This is a genomic window from Nocardia sp. NPDC019395, assembly GCF_040632335.1.
In the GTDB taxonomy this organism is placed as follows: Bacteria; Actinomycetota; Actinomycetes; order Mycobacteriales; family Mycobacteriaceae; genus Nocardia.
This window is the reverse complement of sequence record NZ_JBEYBT010000003.1, coordinates 281,775-297,158: the sequence shown is the minus strand read 5'-3', so window position 1 is coordinate 297,158 and position 15,384 is coordinate 281,775. Positions and strand designations below refer to the sequence as shown.

Genomic DNA, 15,384 nt, shown 5'->3' with positions numbered 1-15,384 from the left:
CCTAGCCAGCGCCGCGACCGGTTACTCACCAGGCGACGTTGATCGGGCCGGGAGTCCAGGTACCGGGATGCTTCTCCTCGGTGATCTCCGGGCTCGCGGGAACCGCATCGGGATCGATCGGCAGGAACTGCTGCAGCTGACCCCAGTCCCGGTCCCAGTCGTGGTCCAGATAGGTCGGCAGCGTACGCGCGTGCAACAGCAGCCCGGTCCAGCCGAGCGGGCCGCCGCCGTCGTGGTTCTGCCACAGGTTGGTGTCGTGGGCGCCGACCCGGTCCGGCAGGATCCGGTACTTCGGCACCTCGGCGATTCCGGTGCGGTGGTCGAACGGCCGCTGGCACGGGAACTGCAGGCCGACCGCCCAGTCCAGCAGTACCGGATCGGTGGAGCCGACAACCGTGTTCAGATCCTGGGTCTGCGGGATCCGCGGCGGGGTGAAGGCCAGCCATTGCCGCGGGTCGCGGTCCCGGTCCGCGGCGACGATGCGCACGGTATCGGCATCGGCGTACGGCTCCAGCGGTACTCGCAGATTGCGCCAGGACGGCGCCGGGCCGATATCGATCGGGTTCACCCGGCGCAGCGCGACGGGTTCGGTGGCCGATCCCCCCGGGGCGGTGGTCGAGCCGAACTCGAGTTCGAGGGACTGCCCGTGCGTGACCACCCCGTCGGCATCGCGCGACCAGACCCGGCCGGCGGCACTCAGCGCGAGGATATCCGCGCGTTCGGCGACGGGCGGCAGCCGGAACCAGCCGCTGGTCAGTTCGGCCGGGCCGTCCGCGTGATCGCTGCCCTGCACGGGAGTCGCGGGATCCAGGCCGAAGGGCAGTGCCGGACTGTCCGTTTCGGTGGCGACCCCGGTTCCCGCGCCGGCATCCCCCATCGAATCGGCGATGCCGGCGTCGGCACCTTCCTCGGCGTCGGCACTGAGATTCCCCGCGACACCGGTCGGAGTGAAACCGGTGCCGGTGCCGGCCAGGGTCGCCGCCGGATCACCGGAGAGCGGCGTGAGCATTCCGCGATTCGGATCGGTTTCCACCAGAACGTGCGGGGCCAGCCCGCAGGCGTTCCCGGCGAGCGCGCCCAGATTCGAACTCGCCAGCGAGAACGCGGGGTACTGGCTGACCGCGCCTTTGGCGAACGAGGCGACCTCGAAGAGCACCATGAACGCCGCGGCCACCGCCAGCGGCGGCACCTTCGCGAAACGCCACCCCCAGCGGGAGATCCGGTGGTGCCCGGTATCCGGTGCGCGCACATGCCACCATGCGGCCAGCACCAGCAGCAGGATCGCACCCACCAGGAAGGCCTTGTTGACCGCGAAACCGGCCACCGACGGCTGTTTGTCCCACCACGGAACGCTGAAGGAGGAGACGTACCACCAGCCGTTGGGTCCGGAGAACACCAGGGCCAGCAGGAACGCCACCCCGGCGGCGAACAGGGCCCGGTTGCGCGGCCCGCGCATCACCCGCGGTCCGACGGCCACCGCGGTGAGTACGGCGACCGCACCCGCCAGCCCGGCGAAAACTCCCAGATGGTGGGTCCATTTGGTGGGAGTCGTCATCATCAGCGCCATGGCGCCGACGGTGACTCCCAGGAGCCGGCGCGAGGGCCCGACCGCGGCGGTCGGGATCCGCCCGCCTTTGTGGAGCAGGGTCAGCAGGCAGACCGCCAATCCGGCCACCATCACGAAGATCCCGAACCGGCGGGCCACCGAACCGTCCACCGTGGCCATGAACAGGTACTGGTAGCGCAGGTATTCGTCGTACCACAGCACATGCGGGCCGGCGAGTTCGTGGACCCGGCGCATTTCCATCATCGCGGTGAACGGCTGGTCCGCGAAGGCCACGACCAGCACCAGAACGCCCGCGGCGCCCAGCGGCAGCAGCTGCGCGAGCCAGCCGACCCTGCGCGCCCGCGCCGAAATGATCTTGAACAGCGGGCGGAGCCCGGCCAGCAGCGCGGCGAGGCAGATGATCCCGTGTGGACCGGCCGTACAACTCAACGCCGCGATCAGGATGGCCACCGCGAACGGCAGCAGCCGCCGGGTCGCGATCCCGCGCTCCACCGAACACCAGGTGAGCAGAACGCCCAGTGCGACGATCGGTTCCGGGCGCAGGCCGTTGTTGTACGGCAACCAGACCGTCAGGAACACCAGCGCACCGGTCCACGGGACGAACCGGTTGCGGTGCAGCGCCGCCCCGAACCGGGGCACCACCTCCCGGCTGATCACCATCCAGGCCACGATGCCCGCGAGCAGGGTCGGCAGCCGCACCCAGGGGCTGGCGGTGCTCACCTGCGCCAGTAATCCGATGATGTCGTAATACGGGGTGCCGACCGGGTTCTCCGGTACCCCGAAGTACCGGAAGTAGTTCGCCATATACCCCGCGACCTGCGACGTGCGGCCCATACCGAACTGGTAGCCGTCGTCGGAGGTGGTGGCGCCGATGAAATGCCAGAGCACCAGGGTGCCCAGCACCACGAAATCCACGGGAGTGAACGACCACCAGCGAGCGGGCAGGAACCGACGAGCGCGCCGGCCGTCGAGGCTGTCGAGCCGGTGCAGGGCGACCAGCGATATCACCGTCGCCAGTACCGCCGCCCAGATCGCGATCCGCTTCACCAGGGTGGGCGTCGAGCTGAACCGGCTGTCCACATCGGCGGTGACTGTCGCACCGGCCGGGTCGGTGAGATCGCTGAACACCCCGACCATCTGCGGCCGGAAATCCCCGCCCAGCACCACCGGCTCGTGTCCGGTGAGGGTGGCCACGGTTTCGGTCATCCCGGCGCCCACGGTGAGCTCACATCCGGGCGCCAGTTCGGCCACCGGGACGCTGAACAGCGATTGGTTGCGCAGCACCACATCGAGCTGGGCACCGGCTTCGGGAGTGGGTGGCCGAACCCGGGCCAGGAAACCGTACCGCTCCAGGTCCGGGGCGCCGTCGGGGGCGGTGGAGGTGAGCACGCCACCGGCCGGCAACTGCTGGATCGCGGCGCAGGGCACGGTGGCGTCGAAACTCAGCGGCGCGTAGGCAACCAGCGGCGCCTCGATCGACGCGGCGGAATCGGCCTGCGGCCAGCTCAGCTTCGCGGCGTCCACCTGCACGGGAAGCAGCGGTACCGAGAGTGCCAGCAGCGCCCCGATCAGTGCCGACACCAGCGCCACCGGCCGGGCCCAGCCACCCCGGGAAGGAGGTCGCGGACTATCGGAAATATCTGCCGGCTCGGGCGCCGCCACCACCATCGTGTCAGCCACGGAGGGCAATCCTAGCCGGGGGCGTTACGGGGCCGCCGCACGCTGTCACGGAGAGGACGGCAACCCCGGAAACAAGACCGGCCGGTCCGCACCGAGCGGACCGGCCGGGCCGTGGTCGCACGACTCAGGCGGTGCAGGCCGGCGACTGGATCTGCGCGTTGGTGAGCATCTGGCAGGCCCAAGCCTTCTGGACCTTCCACACACCGTTCTCGGCGACGAACGGGACCTCGGCAACGTTGGTCTGCCCGTTCAGCGTCAGGTTGGCCGTGGCCTGGATCTCGCCACCGAATTCGTTCACCCCGGTGACCTCGATCACGGCACCCGACTGGGTGTAGAACTGGCTCAGTTTCGACGGCAGCTCCGGATCCGCCTCGGCGCCCTCGACCATCTCCAGCTTTTCCTCGTTCGGAACGTTGGGATCCAGCGCGCGCTGGAGCTGGGTGTTCAGATCGGCCGCGGTCGGCACGGGCGGCGTATCGGCCGCCGTGGTCTCGGCCGCGGCGCTGGTGCTCGCGGCACCGGTGTCCGAGTCGGAATCATCGCTACCACACGCCGTCAGGGTCAGCGCGGCCACGGCGGCCAGGCCGGCGATCGCGATACGTCCGGTCTTGCGAAGCTTCAACTGCTCGTCCTTTGCGTTCGGGGTCGGTGTCGTGCGCTGCGGCAGCTCCACCGGAACCGGCGACGCTGCCCGGCACCAACCTACCCGGCACAATGTCAGGACAGGCTGCCGAGCGGGTCCGCAGGGCGCAACTCGGTGTTGTCGGCTGAGAAAGTACGCGCGATACCCGGTCCTGTCGAGCGGGACTCGAACCGTACGGTGACCCGGCCGTGTCCTGCTCCCTGAACCCAGCCGAATCCGAACTCGGGATGCACCACATCCGATCCCGGCCGCCAGTCCACGACGCTACCAGCGGTTATTCCCGAATCCATCGCCGCACCGCCGGTTTCGGCAGGTCCGGTGCGCGCGGTTCCGGACGGCTCGGCGCAACCATCGGACGGTGGCGCACCCGCAGTAGATCTCACCGAATCCACAGAGCTCTCTTGCCCCGGCGCCACAAATTCCGGCGCCGCACCCACGGGCCCCGCCCTGCCGGCAGCCCCCTGATCGGCCTCGGCAGGCCCGGCGATCGGCGGATTCGCGGCCACGTCCCACCGTTCCGCGCCGACCGTACGCTCGTCCCGCACGCCGGTCACGAGATCCGGCCGTGTGCGCATATCGCCCGCCCCGGCGGAACTCGCGGCCGCATCCGTGGATTCTCCGCCGACCCGGTCCAATTCGGGAAACAACGATTCCTGCCGGATCGCCGACAGTCCGGCGTACCCGACCCCGACCAGGCGTACGGGCCCCAGTTCCCGCGGATCCACCGCGGCCCGCTGCGCGGCCGCGGTGAGGGTGGGCAGATCCTCGGTGGCGTACGGCAGTGTGCTGGACCGCGTGGTGATACTCATATCGGCGCGTTTGAGTTTCAGCACGACGGTGCGGGCGGCGCGGCCGTCGCGCACGAGCCGGCGGTGCGCGGCCGCCGCCATCTCGGTGATCGCCGGGCGCAACCGTTCCAGCGTCACGATATCTTTCTCATAGGTGGTTTCGGCGCTGATCTGTTTGGCCTCGGCACGCTCCGCGACCGGCCTGTCATCTATCCCCCTGGCCAGCCGGTGCAATGCCACACCGGTACTCCCGCCCAGGATCGACGCCGCCTCCACCTCGGGCAGGGCCGCGAACGCGCCGACTGTTTCGATCCCGAGCGTGCGTAACCGGCTCTCCGCCACCGGGCCGATACCCCACAGTTTGCGCACCGGGAGCCCGGCCAGCAGCTCCTGTTGCTCACCCGGCGCTATCACCCGGATCCCGTCGGGTTTGGCCATCCCGGATGCGATCTTGGCGAGCTGTTTCCCACCGCCGGCGCCGACCGAGGCCACCAGCCCGGTGCGTTCCCGCACCGCCGCACGCAACTCCGCGCAGAAATCGACCACCTCGGACACGCTCACGCCCGCCAGTTCGACGGGCTCGCCGAACGCCTCGTCGAAGGAGAGTGTCTCGAGCACCGGGATCCGGGCACGCAGCGTGTCGAAGACCTGGCCACTCAGCACGCCGTACAGCGCACCGCGCGGCGGCACCACCACTGCCGTCACCCCCACCATCCGCCGCGCCTGGTGCATGGGCATGGCCGAGCGAGCTCCGAACACCCGCGCCTCGTAACTGGCCCCCGCGACCACACCCCGCGCGCCGGTACCGCCGACGAGCACGGGCCGGCCCCGCAGCGTCGGGCGGGTGAGTTGTTCGCACGAGGCGAAGAACGCGTCCATATCGATGTGCAGCACCCAGCGCCGTGCGGTTTCCCCCGCGAACGAACTCACCGCCGGCCCGGACCCCGGTTCCGGGCGGCTGTCACGCACCACCGGACGGCCCACCGGCTCCCGTCCACACGACCGCGTTCCCGGTCATGCCCCTGCTGGTGTCCATATGCGCGAATCTACGCGCTGATACCGACACTGTTTCGTGGCACGCTGGCGCGCGCGTCAGCGCGCTGTCGAACACCGTATGTGATGATCGGAGGATGAAGATCCGCAAGGCCGTGATTCCTGCTGCCGGTATCGGTTCACGACTGCTGCCGCTGACGAAGGCCATCCCCAAGGAGATGCTGCCGGTCGGCGACAAACCGGTGATCGAACATACGGTGCGTGAACTGGTGGCCTCCGGTATCACAGATATCACCATCGTGGTCAGCGGTGGAAAATCGCTGATCCAGGATCATTTCCGGCCGAATCCCGCGCTGGTCGCCCAGTTGCGCGCCGACGGTAAGAGCGCCTACGCCGATGCGGTGGAGGAGGTCGGCGAACTGTCCCGGCTCGGGCATATCACCTACCTGGACCAGCACGGCCCGTACGGTAACGGCACACCGGTACTGAACGCCGCGCGTGCCGCCGGCGACGAACCGATGCTGGTGTTGTGGCCGGACGATGTGTTCGTGGCGGACGTCCCGCGGGCCCAGCAACTCATCCGCGCCTACGAGGCCACGGGCTGCCCGGTGCTGGCACTGATGCCGATGAACCCGAACGAATCGCAGCGCTACGGCGTCCCGGTGGTGCGCGAGGATCTCGACGACGGCCTGTTGCGGATCTCCGGGCTGGTGGAGAAGCCGAAGCCCGCGGACGCGCCGTCGGCGTACGCGGCGATCGGCGGCTATGTCGTGACCCCCGGAATCATCGACGAACTGCGCGTCCAGACCGAGAACTGGTACACCCACCGCACCGGCGAGGTGTACCTGACGGACTCGATCAACGCCTACGCCACCGAGCACGCCGTGTACGGCCAGGTCATCCAGGGCCGGTGGTACGACACCGGCAACCCCGGCGACTATCTCATCGCGCAGTTCGCCTCGGCGCTGGCCCATCCCGATTACGGACCGCTGCTGCGACGCCAGGTGGACTGAGCCGGTCTGCTCAGAACCGCCGGATGCTGTGCACGTGGAACTGCCCGATCGGGGTGAGCCCGACGGGCACTCCGGCGCCGTAGGCGTTGAGGACCTGCCCGACTCCGGCGTAGATGCCGACATGGGAAGCATCCGGGTTGATGATCACCACATCGCCGGGAGACAGCGCGTACAGCGGTACCGCCGCGCCGACTTTCGCCTGTTCCCAGGTGGTCCGGGGCAGTGTGACCCCGACCTGGCGGAATGCCCACTGCACCAGCCCCGAGCAGTCCCAGGTATCCGGGCCGGTGGCACCCCATTCGTACATTTTCCCGGTTTGCGAGGTCGCGGCGGCGAGGGCGCCGAGACCGTTGCTGGTCGAGATCGGCAGGCCGGCCGAACCGCTCGCACTGAGCGAGCCGGACCCGGAAGCCGACCCGCTGGCGCTTCCGGAGGACTGTGCCCAACCCGGTGCGGCCACTCCCGCCGTCACGGTCGTGGCGAGAAATAAGCCGGCGATACCCCGGCGCAGTGCGATTCCGATCACGTGCCCACCCTTCTGCCGGTCGATGCGCGGAACACCATGCGGCGTTCCGGTTAACTCGCGGCATCCGCCGGACTGGTGGGTTACCGCGGACCACGGATGGCACGCCGGAGAGGGTCTCCGGCGCAACATCACTCAGGTAGAACCGAACGAAATGATCACCGTTCCCGCCACTCCGGAGGTCCGGAGCAGCGGTATCGGAGATGATTGTGCCCGGCCGAAGGGTGGTCCACAAACACCTGGCAAACTATCAGCGTGTGATCTAAATCACAAAAATGTTTATTGCGTTTGGGTCAGTATGTCGTTCAACGTCTTCAGGACCGCATCCTTGGTCGCCGACGGAGACTCCACAAAGACACCCAGCTGCCAGCTAGGTTCACCACCCGGCTCCACAGCGATATAGCGGCTGAGATCGATGGTGTACTTGCCCTTATCGCTCGTCGGGGTCTCCACATACGAGGTGTCGGGGTCGAACTGCGTGGCCGAACCGGGCTTGTCGAACCAGGCATCGTTGAACTGGACCCGGGTCGCCGGATCACAGGTGGCCGGGCATTTCCGCATGATCAGGTTCACCCGCTGACCGGCCGAGGAATTCCCTTCGTCGACACACCCCCACGCCTTGGCATCCGGAAACTTCTCCACCGAACCCGCCATACATCCCCAGGAGCCCGGCGTCCGGAAGGCGAACGGCCAGTCCTTGAAGGCCATGGTGTAGGTATCTTCCCCGTCCTGGAACGTGGGACCGATCAACGCGACGGGCTTCAGCCCCTCCTTCAGCGCGGGTGTCCCCGGTGCGGGTGCGGGGGCGCTCGTGCTCGTGGTGGTGGTGGCCGATGTACCGGTTGTTTCGGTATTCGCCGTGCTCGTCGCCGCCGCGGTGTTCTCCTCCGAGCCCCCCGACCGTAGGATCACCATCCCGACCACACCGACCAGCACAAGAGCCACCACCACGGCCAGCACCGCGATCAGCGGCCCGTTGTTCCTGGGCGGGCTCCCTTGTCCACCGGAACCCAGCGGAGGTATCTCCCACGCGCCCTGCGGACCGGGCGGTGGAACCTGCCCCGGGTTCTGCCCCCACGGTGCCGCCGGATTCTGCTGGCCGCCCTGAGACTGATAGCCCTGCTGCCACTGCCCCGAGGGGGCGTTCTTGTTCTGTTGCCCTTCGGGGGCATGCTGCCACCACTCGTCGGGATTGTCCGAAGCCATAGGGACTTACCCTAGTAGGCGGGCACTGCCTCGGTCATGGCCATAACCCGAGGGGGCCGGTGGACGCTACGCCAACTGCGGAAACAGCTGGAGCGCAGTCGTTGCCGGAATACCGGCCGGGCCGACCGGTGTACGCACGGTTGCCGTACGCACACCGGTCGCCCGGAGTACCGCGGATTACCGGGTCACCTTGGTGATCCGGGCCCGAGATCCGCCGGTCAGTTCGGCGCCGTCGGCCACCGGACCGAATTCCAGTTCGACGGCCAGGATCTCACCGGCGATGAGATCACGATGGGTCCGCGCCCACTGCTGCCGGTCGGCCGGGACCTCCAGCACTGCCGTGATCCGGTCGGAAACGTCCAGTCCCAGCGACTTCCGGGTCTCCTGCAGATCCCGGATGATATCGCGGGCCCAGCCTTCGGCCTCCAGTTCCTCGGTGACCACCGAATCCAGCACCACCAGACCGGCATTCCCGGGCAGCGCCGCGGTGGATTCCGGTTCCGCGGCCACGAGCCGCTGGGTGTATTCCTCCGGCAACAGCTCGATTCCGGCCACACTGACCACACCGTCGGCGTTCTCCGACCATTCACCGGCCTTGACCGCCTTGATCACCTGCTGAACCGCCCGCCCCAGCCGCGGCCCGGCGGCCCTGGCGTTGACTGCCAGCTCGAACCGCCCGTGCGCGGCGATATCGGTGGTGAGATCGACCTTCTTGACGTTCACCTCGTCAGCGATGATGTCGGCGTACGGAGCCAGACGGCCGGCATCGGGGGCGGCGATGGTCACCTCCGCCAGCGGCAGCCGGACCCGCAGCTTCTGCGCCTTGCGCAGACTCAACACAGTCGAGCACACCATGCGTGCCTCGTCCATCGCCGCGACCAGTTCCGGGTCGTCCGGCAGGACATCGGCGGTCGGCCAGTCGGCCAGGTGCACCGAACGCCCACCGGTGAGACCGCGCCAGATCACCTCGGTAACCAGCGGAAGCAGCGGTGCGGCCAGCCGGGTCGCCACTTCCAGAACGGTGTGCAGAGTATCGACCGCGTCACGGTCCTCGGCCCAGAAACGTGAACGCGACCGGCGCACATACCAGTTGGTGAGCGCGTCGGCGAAGGTGCGCAGTTCTTCACAGGCACCGGCGATATCGAGGTCCTGCAACGCGGTGGTCATCCGGTCCCGGGTCTGTGCCAGTTTCGCCAGGATGTACCGGTCCAGCACATTCGCCGAATCCGTTCGCCACACACCCGGTTCGACCGCGTAGAGCTGCAGGAAGGTCCACGCGTTCCACAGCGGCCGCAGCGCGTGGCTCGCACCTTCCCGGATCCCGCGTTCGGTCACGATGAGGTTCCCACCGCGCAGAACAGGTGAACTCATCAGGAACCAGCGCATGGCATCGGAGCCGTCGCGCTCGAACACCTCGTTCACATCCGGGTAGTTGCCCTTGGACTTGCTCATCTTGAGCCCGTCGTCGCCCAGCACGATGCCGTGCGCGACCACGTTCGAGTACGCGGGACTGTCGAACAGCGCGGTGGCCAGCACATGCAGTGTGTAGAACCAGCCGCGGGTCTGCCCGTTGTACTCGACGATGAAATCGCCGGGGAAGTGGGTATCGAACCAGTCCTTGTTCTCGAACGGGTAATGCACCTGGGCGAACGGCATGGACCCCGATTCGAACCAGCAGTCCAGTACCTCCGGCACCCGGCGCATGGTGGAGCGACCGGTCGGATCGTCGGGATTGGGCCGGGTCAGCTCGTCGATCATCGGCCGATGCAGATCAGTCGGCCGGACCCCGAAATCGCGTTCCAGCTCGTCGAGGGAGCCGTAGACATCGATCCGGGGATAGTCGGGATCGTCGGAGGTCCACACCGGGATCGGGCTGCCCCAGTACCGGTTACGACTGATGTTCCAGTCCCGGGCGCCTTCGAGCCATTTACCGAACTGCCCGTCGCGGATATGCTCCGGCACCCAGTTGATCTGCTTGTTCAACTCCACCATGCGGTCGCGGAACTCGGTCACTCCGACGAACCACGACGGCACCGCCATATAGATCAGCGGCTGCCCCGACCGCCAGCTGTGCGGATAGGAGTGCTCGATGGTCTCGTGCCGCAACAGTTTCCCGGCGGCCTTGAGGTCCTTGATGATCACCGAGTTGGCGTCGAACACCATGAGCCCCTCGTACGGGGGCACCATCGAGGTGAACTTGCCGCCCGGGTCGAGCGGCTGTACCAGCTCGATCCCGTTGGTGCGGCACACATCCATATCCTCTTCACCGAACGCGGGCGCCAGATGTACCAGGCCCGTACCGGAGTCGGTGGCGACATAGTCCGCCGAGAGCACCCGGTGCGCGCGCGGATGTCCGCGGAAGAAGTCGAACGGCGGCACATAGTCGAGGCCGACCAGTGCGGCGCCGTCGTATTCGCCGAGCACCGCCGGTTCCTCGCCGAGTTCCCGGGCATAGTGGCCGAGCCGTTCGGCCGCCAGCAGGTAGCGCTTACCGTCGACCCCGCGCACCTGCACGTACCGCACATCCGGATGCACAGCGACGGCCAGGTTCGAGGGCAGTGTCCACGGGGTGGTGGTCCAGATCAGTGCCGCCGCGCCGTCGAGCTCGGCCAGCGGATGCTCGGCCGGTACCCGCAGCTCCATATCGACGGTGACTGCCGGATCCTGACGCATCTTGTAGGCGTCGTCGAGGCGGGTTTCCTGGTTCGACAGCGGTGTCTGCTCGTACCAGCTGTAGGGCAGTACCCGGAAACCCTGGTAGACGAGGCCCTTGTCGTACAGCGATTTGAATGCCCACATCACCGACTCCATGAAGTCGAGATCGAGGGTCTTGTAATCGTTGTCGAAGTCCACCCAGCGTGCCTGGCGGGTGACATAATCGCGCCATTCGCCGGTGTAGCGCAGTACCGAATTCTTGCACGCGGCATTGAATTCCGCGAGACCCATCGAGTCGATCTGTGATTTGTCCGTGATACCGAGCTGCTTCTCCGCTTCTATTTCCGCGGGCAGTCCGTGGCAGTCCCAGCCGAATCGCCGATCGACCCGTTTCCCCCGCATGGTCTGAAAACGTGGGATGACATCCTTGACGTATCCGGTGAGCAAATGACCGTAATGCGGCAGACCGTTGGCAAACGGCGGGCCGTCGTAGAAGACGAACTCCCCGTCCCCGGTCGCCCGGTTGTCGACGCTGGCGCGGAACGTTCCGTCGGCGGCCCATGCGTCCAGGACGGCCCGCTCCAACTCGGGGAAGGTCGCGCCGGATCCGCCGCCGAGATCGACACGCGGATATGCGCTGCTACTGGAATTCTGGTCCGCCATCGCGGATTCACGTCTCCTCGTGCCCGGCGCCGCAGCGCGCTGTATACGGCACGGGGACGACGACCGGCACAATCGGTGCGCCGGTACCGCGGTACCACCCCGCTTGTCCACCGGCCCGACGGCCGGTTGGACCTCTCGTTACGAGCTGTGACGGGCTCACCCGTTCGGTTCTAATGAGCGTGCGCGGCCCGGCGGATCATGGGCTGCACGGCGCCGTTCTTCCGAAAGCTCCCCGGTGATGGCCGGATCGTCGCCGACTTACAGGTTTGATTCTAACCGTGACGGTCAACCACTTATACAGCGCCCGCGGAGCCGCACGACCCCGCAGACCCCGGAAGGACGATTTATCTTCGCTCGTAGCAGTTTCGGCTCCGGCATCGCGAGTTCTCGTCAGCGTTTCGCGTGCTGGTCCCGCGGTGGCAACTCTTCATCGGGTGCGCGCATCGACAACGCGCTCACCAGCAACAGCACAGCACCGAGTCCGCACACGACGATGCAACCCCAAGCCCAGATCACCGAACCGGTGGCCAGGGACAGGATCAGCAGGACCAAGCCGATCGCGGCGAGCGCCAGTGTCAAGACAAGCATGATGACCCCCAGGACAGCAGGCCGGGTGCCCGTTCGCTCCCAGCGGTATCGAGCGCTTACTCGCCCTGACCGAAGGACGCGGGTGCGAGCTGGTTGGCCCCGGTATCGAAGCCGTCACCCTCGTCCACCGGTACGGCCGAGCCACGGTTCTCCAGTTCCTCGAGCTGCGATTCCAGATACGATTTCAGGCGCACCCGATACTCGCGTTCGAAGGTTTTGAGTGTCTGGATCCGGCTCTCGAGAACATTGCGCTGCTGGGTGATGGTGCCCATGATCTCGGTATGTTTGCGCTCGGCGTCGGCCTGCAGGGCATCGGCCTTCTCTTTGGCCTGCCGCAACTGGCTGTCCGATCGGGTCTGGGCGTCGGAGAGCATGGAATCGGATTTGTGCCGGGCGTCGGCGATCATCTCGTCCGACCGGGCCCGCGCGTCGTTGACCAGCCGCTCGGAATTGGCCCGCGCGCTCGCCAGCAAATTCTCGGCTTCCGATTTGGCGTCGCTGGTGAGACGGTCCGCCATCTCCTGCGCCAGGCTCAGCACCTTGGCCGCCTGCATATTCGCGTCGGCACCGGCGTCGGCCTGGGCGGGCGCGGCCGGCACCGCCGGGATGGGCACCGACGGCGGAGCCTGGACCGGCGGTTTGACGGGTTCCGGTGGCGGTGCCTGCTGGACCGGTTTCCCGAGCCCGGGACCACCCGAGTTGCGGTTGTTGCTCTTGGCATCGGCCAGTTCCGCGTCGAGCTCGGCAACCCGCTGGCGAAGGTCCGCGTTCTCCTCGATCAGCCGGGAGAGTTCCTGCTCCACCAGATCCAGGAAGGCATCTACTTCGTCCTCGTTGTAGCCGCGTTTGCCGATAGGCGGTTTGCTGAACGCGACGTTGTGCACATCGGCTGGGGTCAGCGGCATGGAAGGATCCCTTCGCGCGTTGTCAGATCTAGCGGCTCTGGCAAGTCTTCTCGGACCATTCTGTCACACCGGAGTTACCGACCCGCCGAGGCTGCTGACGACGGACATGAGGATGAAGACCAGGAACAGCAGGACCATAATCGACAAATCCAGCCGAATTCCGCCGAGCGAGATCGGCGGAATCAGCCGTCGGAGCAGCTTCACGGGAGGGTCGGTGATCGTGAAGATCACCTCGAGGATCACGACGACCACCCCGGTGGGACGCCAGTCGCGGGCAAAACTCCGGATGAACTCGACGATCACCCGGCTGATCAGCAACAGCCAGAAGATGAACAGTACGAAGTACAGCACCGCGAACAAGGCCACGATCTCACTCTGCCGCAAAATCGGCGCGGTGCAAAATGCCCGCGCCGACTGCGTCCCCGACACCCCGCGCCCCGGACGGACGCGGTGCTCGCTATTTCTGGTTGTAGAAGCCGGTTTCCGCGATCCGGCGGCGTTCCTCGGCCGATACGTCGACGTCGGCCGGGGAGAGCAGGAACACCTTGGTGGCCACCTTGTCGAACGAGCCACGCAGCGCGAAGGCCAGACCGGCCGCGAAATCGACCAGGCGCTTGGCATCGGCGTTGCTGAGGTCGACCAGGTCCATGATCACCGGGTTGCCCTCCCGGAACCGCTCGCCGATGATCGCGGCCTCGCTGTAATCACGCGGGCGCAGCGTGGTGATCTTGGACAAGGGACCTCCGTCCTCGAAGATCGCAGGACGGCGGGCGGCAGCCGGTTCGGGACGGACCCGCTCGGCCAGCCGTCGCTCCTCGGCGTCGGGATCGACTGCCAGCGCTCCCCTGGTCGCGCCGCGTAGGGAGGCACCGCCGCCCGGACGATACCGGCCGGAGGCGGCGGCGTCGATCCGGGTGGGGCGGCGCGGGCCCTCGTAATCGTCGTCGTAGGCGTCGCCCGGGTAGTCGTCGCGCCGGGGCGGCGGGTAGCTGGGCTGGTAGGACGGCTTGTACGGCGCGTCGCGGTAGTCGGGGCCGTCGTAACGGTCCTCGGCGTACCGGTCGTAGTCCGGACGATCGTCGTAGTCGCGGGGAGCGCGGTCGGAGTAGTCACGCGGCCGGCGCACGCCACGGTCCTCGACCCCGCGGGGGGTGCGATCGTCGACGTAGTCGTCTTCGTAATCCTCGAGCGGGACCATGCCGAAGTACGCCTTGAACTTGTGCAGCGTGCTCATGCCTGCACCTCGCTGTCGCTCGGCTCCGTCATGATCACGATTGTGGCTGCGCCGATTACTCGCTCGCTGCGCTCGCTCATTCTGGTCGACCTTCCTTCGGCCCCGGTGGCGGCCGGGTGTTGAAGTCTTGCTCAGCCCTCGTCGTGTCCCAGCATATGTGTCGAATGTGACTGATGAGGTTTGTTTGCTACGCCGAGGTTATCGGTCGCTCGCCCATGAGGGCGGTACCGACACGCACACACGTCGATCCATGGGCAATAGCTCTTTCAAGATCGTTTGACATTCCGGCGGACAGCTCCGTGGCCGCCGGGTGTTCGGCACACAGCCGGGTATGTAGTCCGGCCAGGCGCGCGAATTCCGCATCGGGGTCGGCGGCCAGCGGCGGAATTGCCATCATCCCTGCTAAACGCAGTTCTGCCGATTTCGCGATACGGTCCGCCAAGGCGGGCAATCCGTCGGGTCGCACCCCACCGCGACCCGGGTCGGCGTCGAGGCTCACCTGGATCAGCACCTCCAGCGGCGACTCCCGCTCCCCCGCGTCCAGGGCGGCCGCGACAGCCGATTCGAGCGCGGTCGCCAAACGTTCGCTGTCCACCGAATGGACCGCGTATGCCCATCGCGCCACCTGCCGCGCCTTGTTCCGCTGCAACCGGCCGATCAGATGCCAGCGCAGCGGCCGCAATTCGCCCAGTTCGGCCGCCTTGGCGTCCGCCTCCTGAGGACGGTTCTCACCGAAGTCGCGGCGGCCCAGACGATGCAGCTCGGCGATATCGGAGGCGGGAAAATATTTCGTCACCGGCAGCAGCCGCACATCACCGGGATCACGCCCCGCGGCCGCACACGCTGCGTCGATCCGCGCGAGCAGACCCTTCAGCCGGCGCGCCAGAACCTCGGCCCGCACAGGACTTCCGGCCCCGGCCCGTTCG

12 protein-coding genes are annotated in these 15,384 nt (G+C 67.3%); 1 reads left to right on the top strand and 11 read right to left on the bottom strand.

Annotation, left to right across the window (positions count from 1 at the left end; genetic code table 11):
• Window positions 1-25: 25 nt before the first annotated feature.
• The 3 genes from ABZ827_RS12300 to ABZ827_RS12290 all read right to left on the bottom strand — a co-directional run bounded on the left by ABZ827_RS12300 (window position 26) and on the right by ABZ827_RS12290 (window position 5,608).
• Window positions 26-3,235 (bottom strand): arabinosyltransferase domain-containing protein, encoded by a 3,210-nt coding sequence (locus ABZ827_RS12300; protein ID WP_357236648.1) that lies wholly within the window; start codon window positions 3,233-3,235, stop codon window positions 26-28.
• A 136-nt stretch (window positions 3,236-3,371) separates the two neighbouring features.
• Window positions 3,372-3,869: a hypothetical protein gene (locus ABZ827_RS12295; protein WP_357236263.1), complete on the bottom strand. Its 498-nt coding sequence runs from the start codon at window positions 3,867-3,869 to the stop codon at window positions 3,372-3,374.
• A 95-nt stretch (window positions 3,870-3,964) separates the two neighbouring features.
• On the bottom strand, window positions 3,965-5,608 hold the full coding sequence (locus ABZ827_RS12290; protein ID WP_357236261.1) for a DNA polymerase IV: 1,644 nt from the start codon (window positions 5,606-5,608) through the stop codon (window positions 3,965-3,967).
• Between the two features lie 200 nt (window positions 5,609-5,808).
• Between ABZ827_RS12290 and ABZ827_RS12285 the strand changes: the two genes are divergently transcribed.
• A complete protein-coding gene (locus ABZ827_RS12285; RefSeq protein WP_357236260.1) occupies window positions 5,809-6,684 on the top strand; it encodes a UTP--glucose-1-phosphate uridylyltransferase in 876 nt (291 codons plus the stop codon).
• Window positions 6,685-6,694: 10 nt separating this feature from the next.
• On the opposite strand, the gene ABZ827_RS12280 is transcribed toward ABZ827_RS12285, so the two are convergent.
• From ABZ827_RS12280 to ABZ827_RS12245, 8 genes are all read right to left on the bottom strand, one after another.
• Entirely contained in the window at window positions 6,695-7,210 is a 516-nt protein-coding gene (locus tag ABZ827_RS12280) for an NlpC/P60 family protein (RefSeq protein WP_357236258.1), read from the bottom strand.
• Between the two features lie 276 nt (window positions 7,211-7,486).
• Entirely contained in the window at window positions 7,487-8,413 is a 927-nt protein-coding gene (locus ABZ827_RS12275; RefSeq protein WP_357236257.1) for a hypothetical protein, read from the bottom strand.
• Window positions 8,414-8,590: 177 nt separating this feature from the next.
• On the bottom strand, window positions 8,591-11,731 hold the full coding sequence (gene ileS / locus ABZ827_RS12270) for an isoleucine--tRNA ligase (RefSeq protein WP_357236255.1): 3,141 nt from the start codon (window positions 11,729-11,731) through the stop codon (window positions 8,591-8,593).
• Window positions 11,732-12,121: 390 nt separating this feature from the next.
• Complete coding sequence (locus ABZ827_RS12265; RefSeq protein ID WP_357236254.1) at window positions 12,122-12,319, bottom strand: hypothetical protein; 198 nt, start codon at window positions 12,317-12,319, stop codon at window positions 12,122-12,124.
• Window positions 12,320-12,375: 56 nt separating this feature from the next.
• On the bottom strand, window positions 12,376-13,224 hold the full coding sequence (locus ABZ827_RS12260; protein WP_357236252.1) for a DivIVA domain-containing protein: 849 nt from the start codon (window positions 13,222-13,224) through the stop codon (window positions 12,376-12,378).
• 63 nt (window positions 13,225-13,287) lie between these two features.
• Complete coding sequence (locus ABZ827_RS12255; protein WP_280398432.1) at window positions 13,288-13,590, bottom strand: YggT family protein; 303 nt, start codon at window positions 13,588-13,590, stop codon at window positions 13,288-13,290.
• A gap of 91 nt (window positions 13,591-13,681) precedes the next feature.
• Window positions 13,682-14,458, bottom strand: coding sequence for a cell division protein SepF (gene sepF, locus ABZ827_RS12250; protein WP_357236250.1), 777 nt, complete (start codon window positions 14,456-14,458; stop codon window positions 13,682-13,684).
• A gap of 187 nt (window positions 14,459-14,645) precedes the next feature.
• The gene (locus tag ABZ827_RS12245; protein ID WP_357236646.1) at window positions 14,646-15,359 is read right to left on the bottom strand and encodes a YggS family pyridoxal phosphate-dependent enzyme; all 714 of its coding nucleotides are present in this window, start codon (window positions 15,357-15,359) and stop codon (window positions 14,646-14,648) included.
• Window positions 15,360-15,384 lie beyond the last annotated feature (25 nt).

What these genes read in the sequence shown, in the direction of transcription:
- ABZ827_RS12285 (WP_357236260.1), top strand. Translation starts at nt 5,809, where the DNA reads ATGAAGATCCGCAAGGCCGTGATTCCTGCTGCCGGTATCGGTTCACGA.
- ABZ827_RS12265 (WP_357236254.1), bottom strand. Translation starts at nt 12,319, where the DNA reads ATGCTTGTCTTGACACTGGCGCTCGCCGCGATCGGCTTGGTCCTGCTG.
- sepF (WP_357236250.1), bottom strand. Translation starts at nt 14,458, where the DNA reads ATGAGCACGCTGCACAAGTTCAAGGCGTACTTCGGCATGGTCCCGCTC.
- ileS (WP_357236255.1), bottom strand. Translation starts at nt 11,731, where the DNA reads ATGGCGGACCAGAATTCCAGTAGCAGCGCATATCCGCGTGTCGATCTC.
- ABZ827_RS12300 (WP_357236648.1), bottom strand. Translation starts at nt 3,235, where the DNA reads ATGGTGGTGGCGGCGCCCGAGCCGGCAGATATTTCCGATAGTCCGCGA.
- ABZ827_RS12260 (WP_357236252.1), bottom strand. Translation starts at nt 13,224, where the DNA reads ATGCCGCTGACCCCAGCCGATGTGCACAACGTCGCGTTCAGCAAACCG.
- ABZ827_RS12275 (WP_357236257.1), bottom strand. Translation starts at nt 8,413, where the DNA reads ATGGCTTCGGACAATCCCGACGAGTGGTGGCAGCATGCCCCCGAAGGG.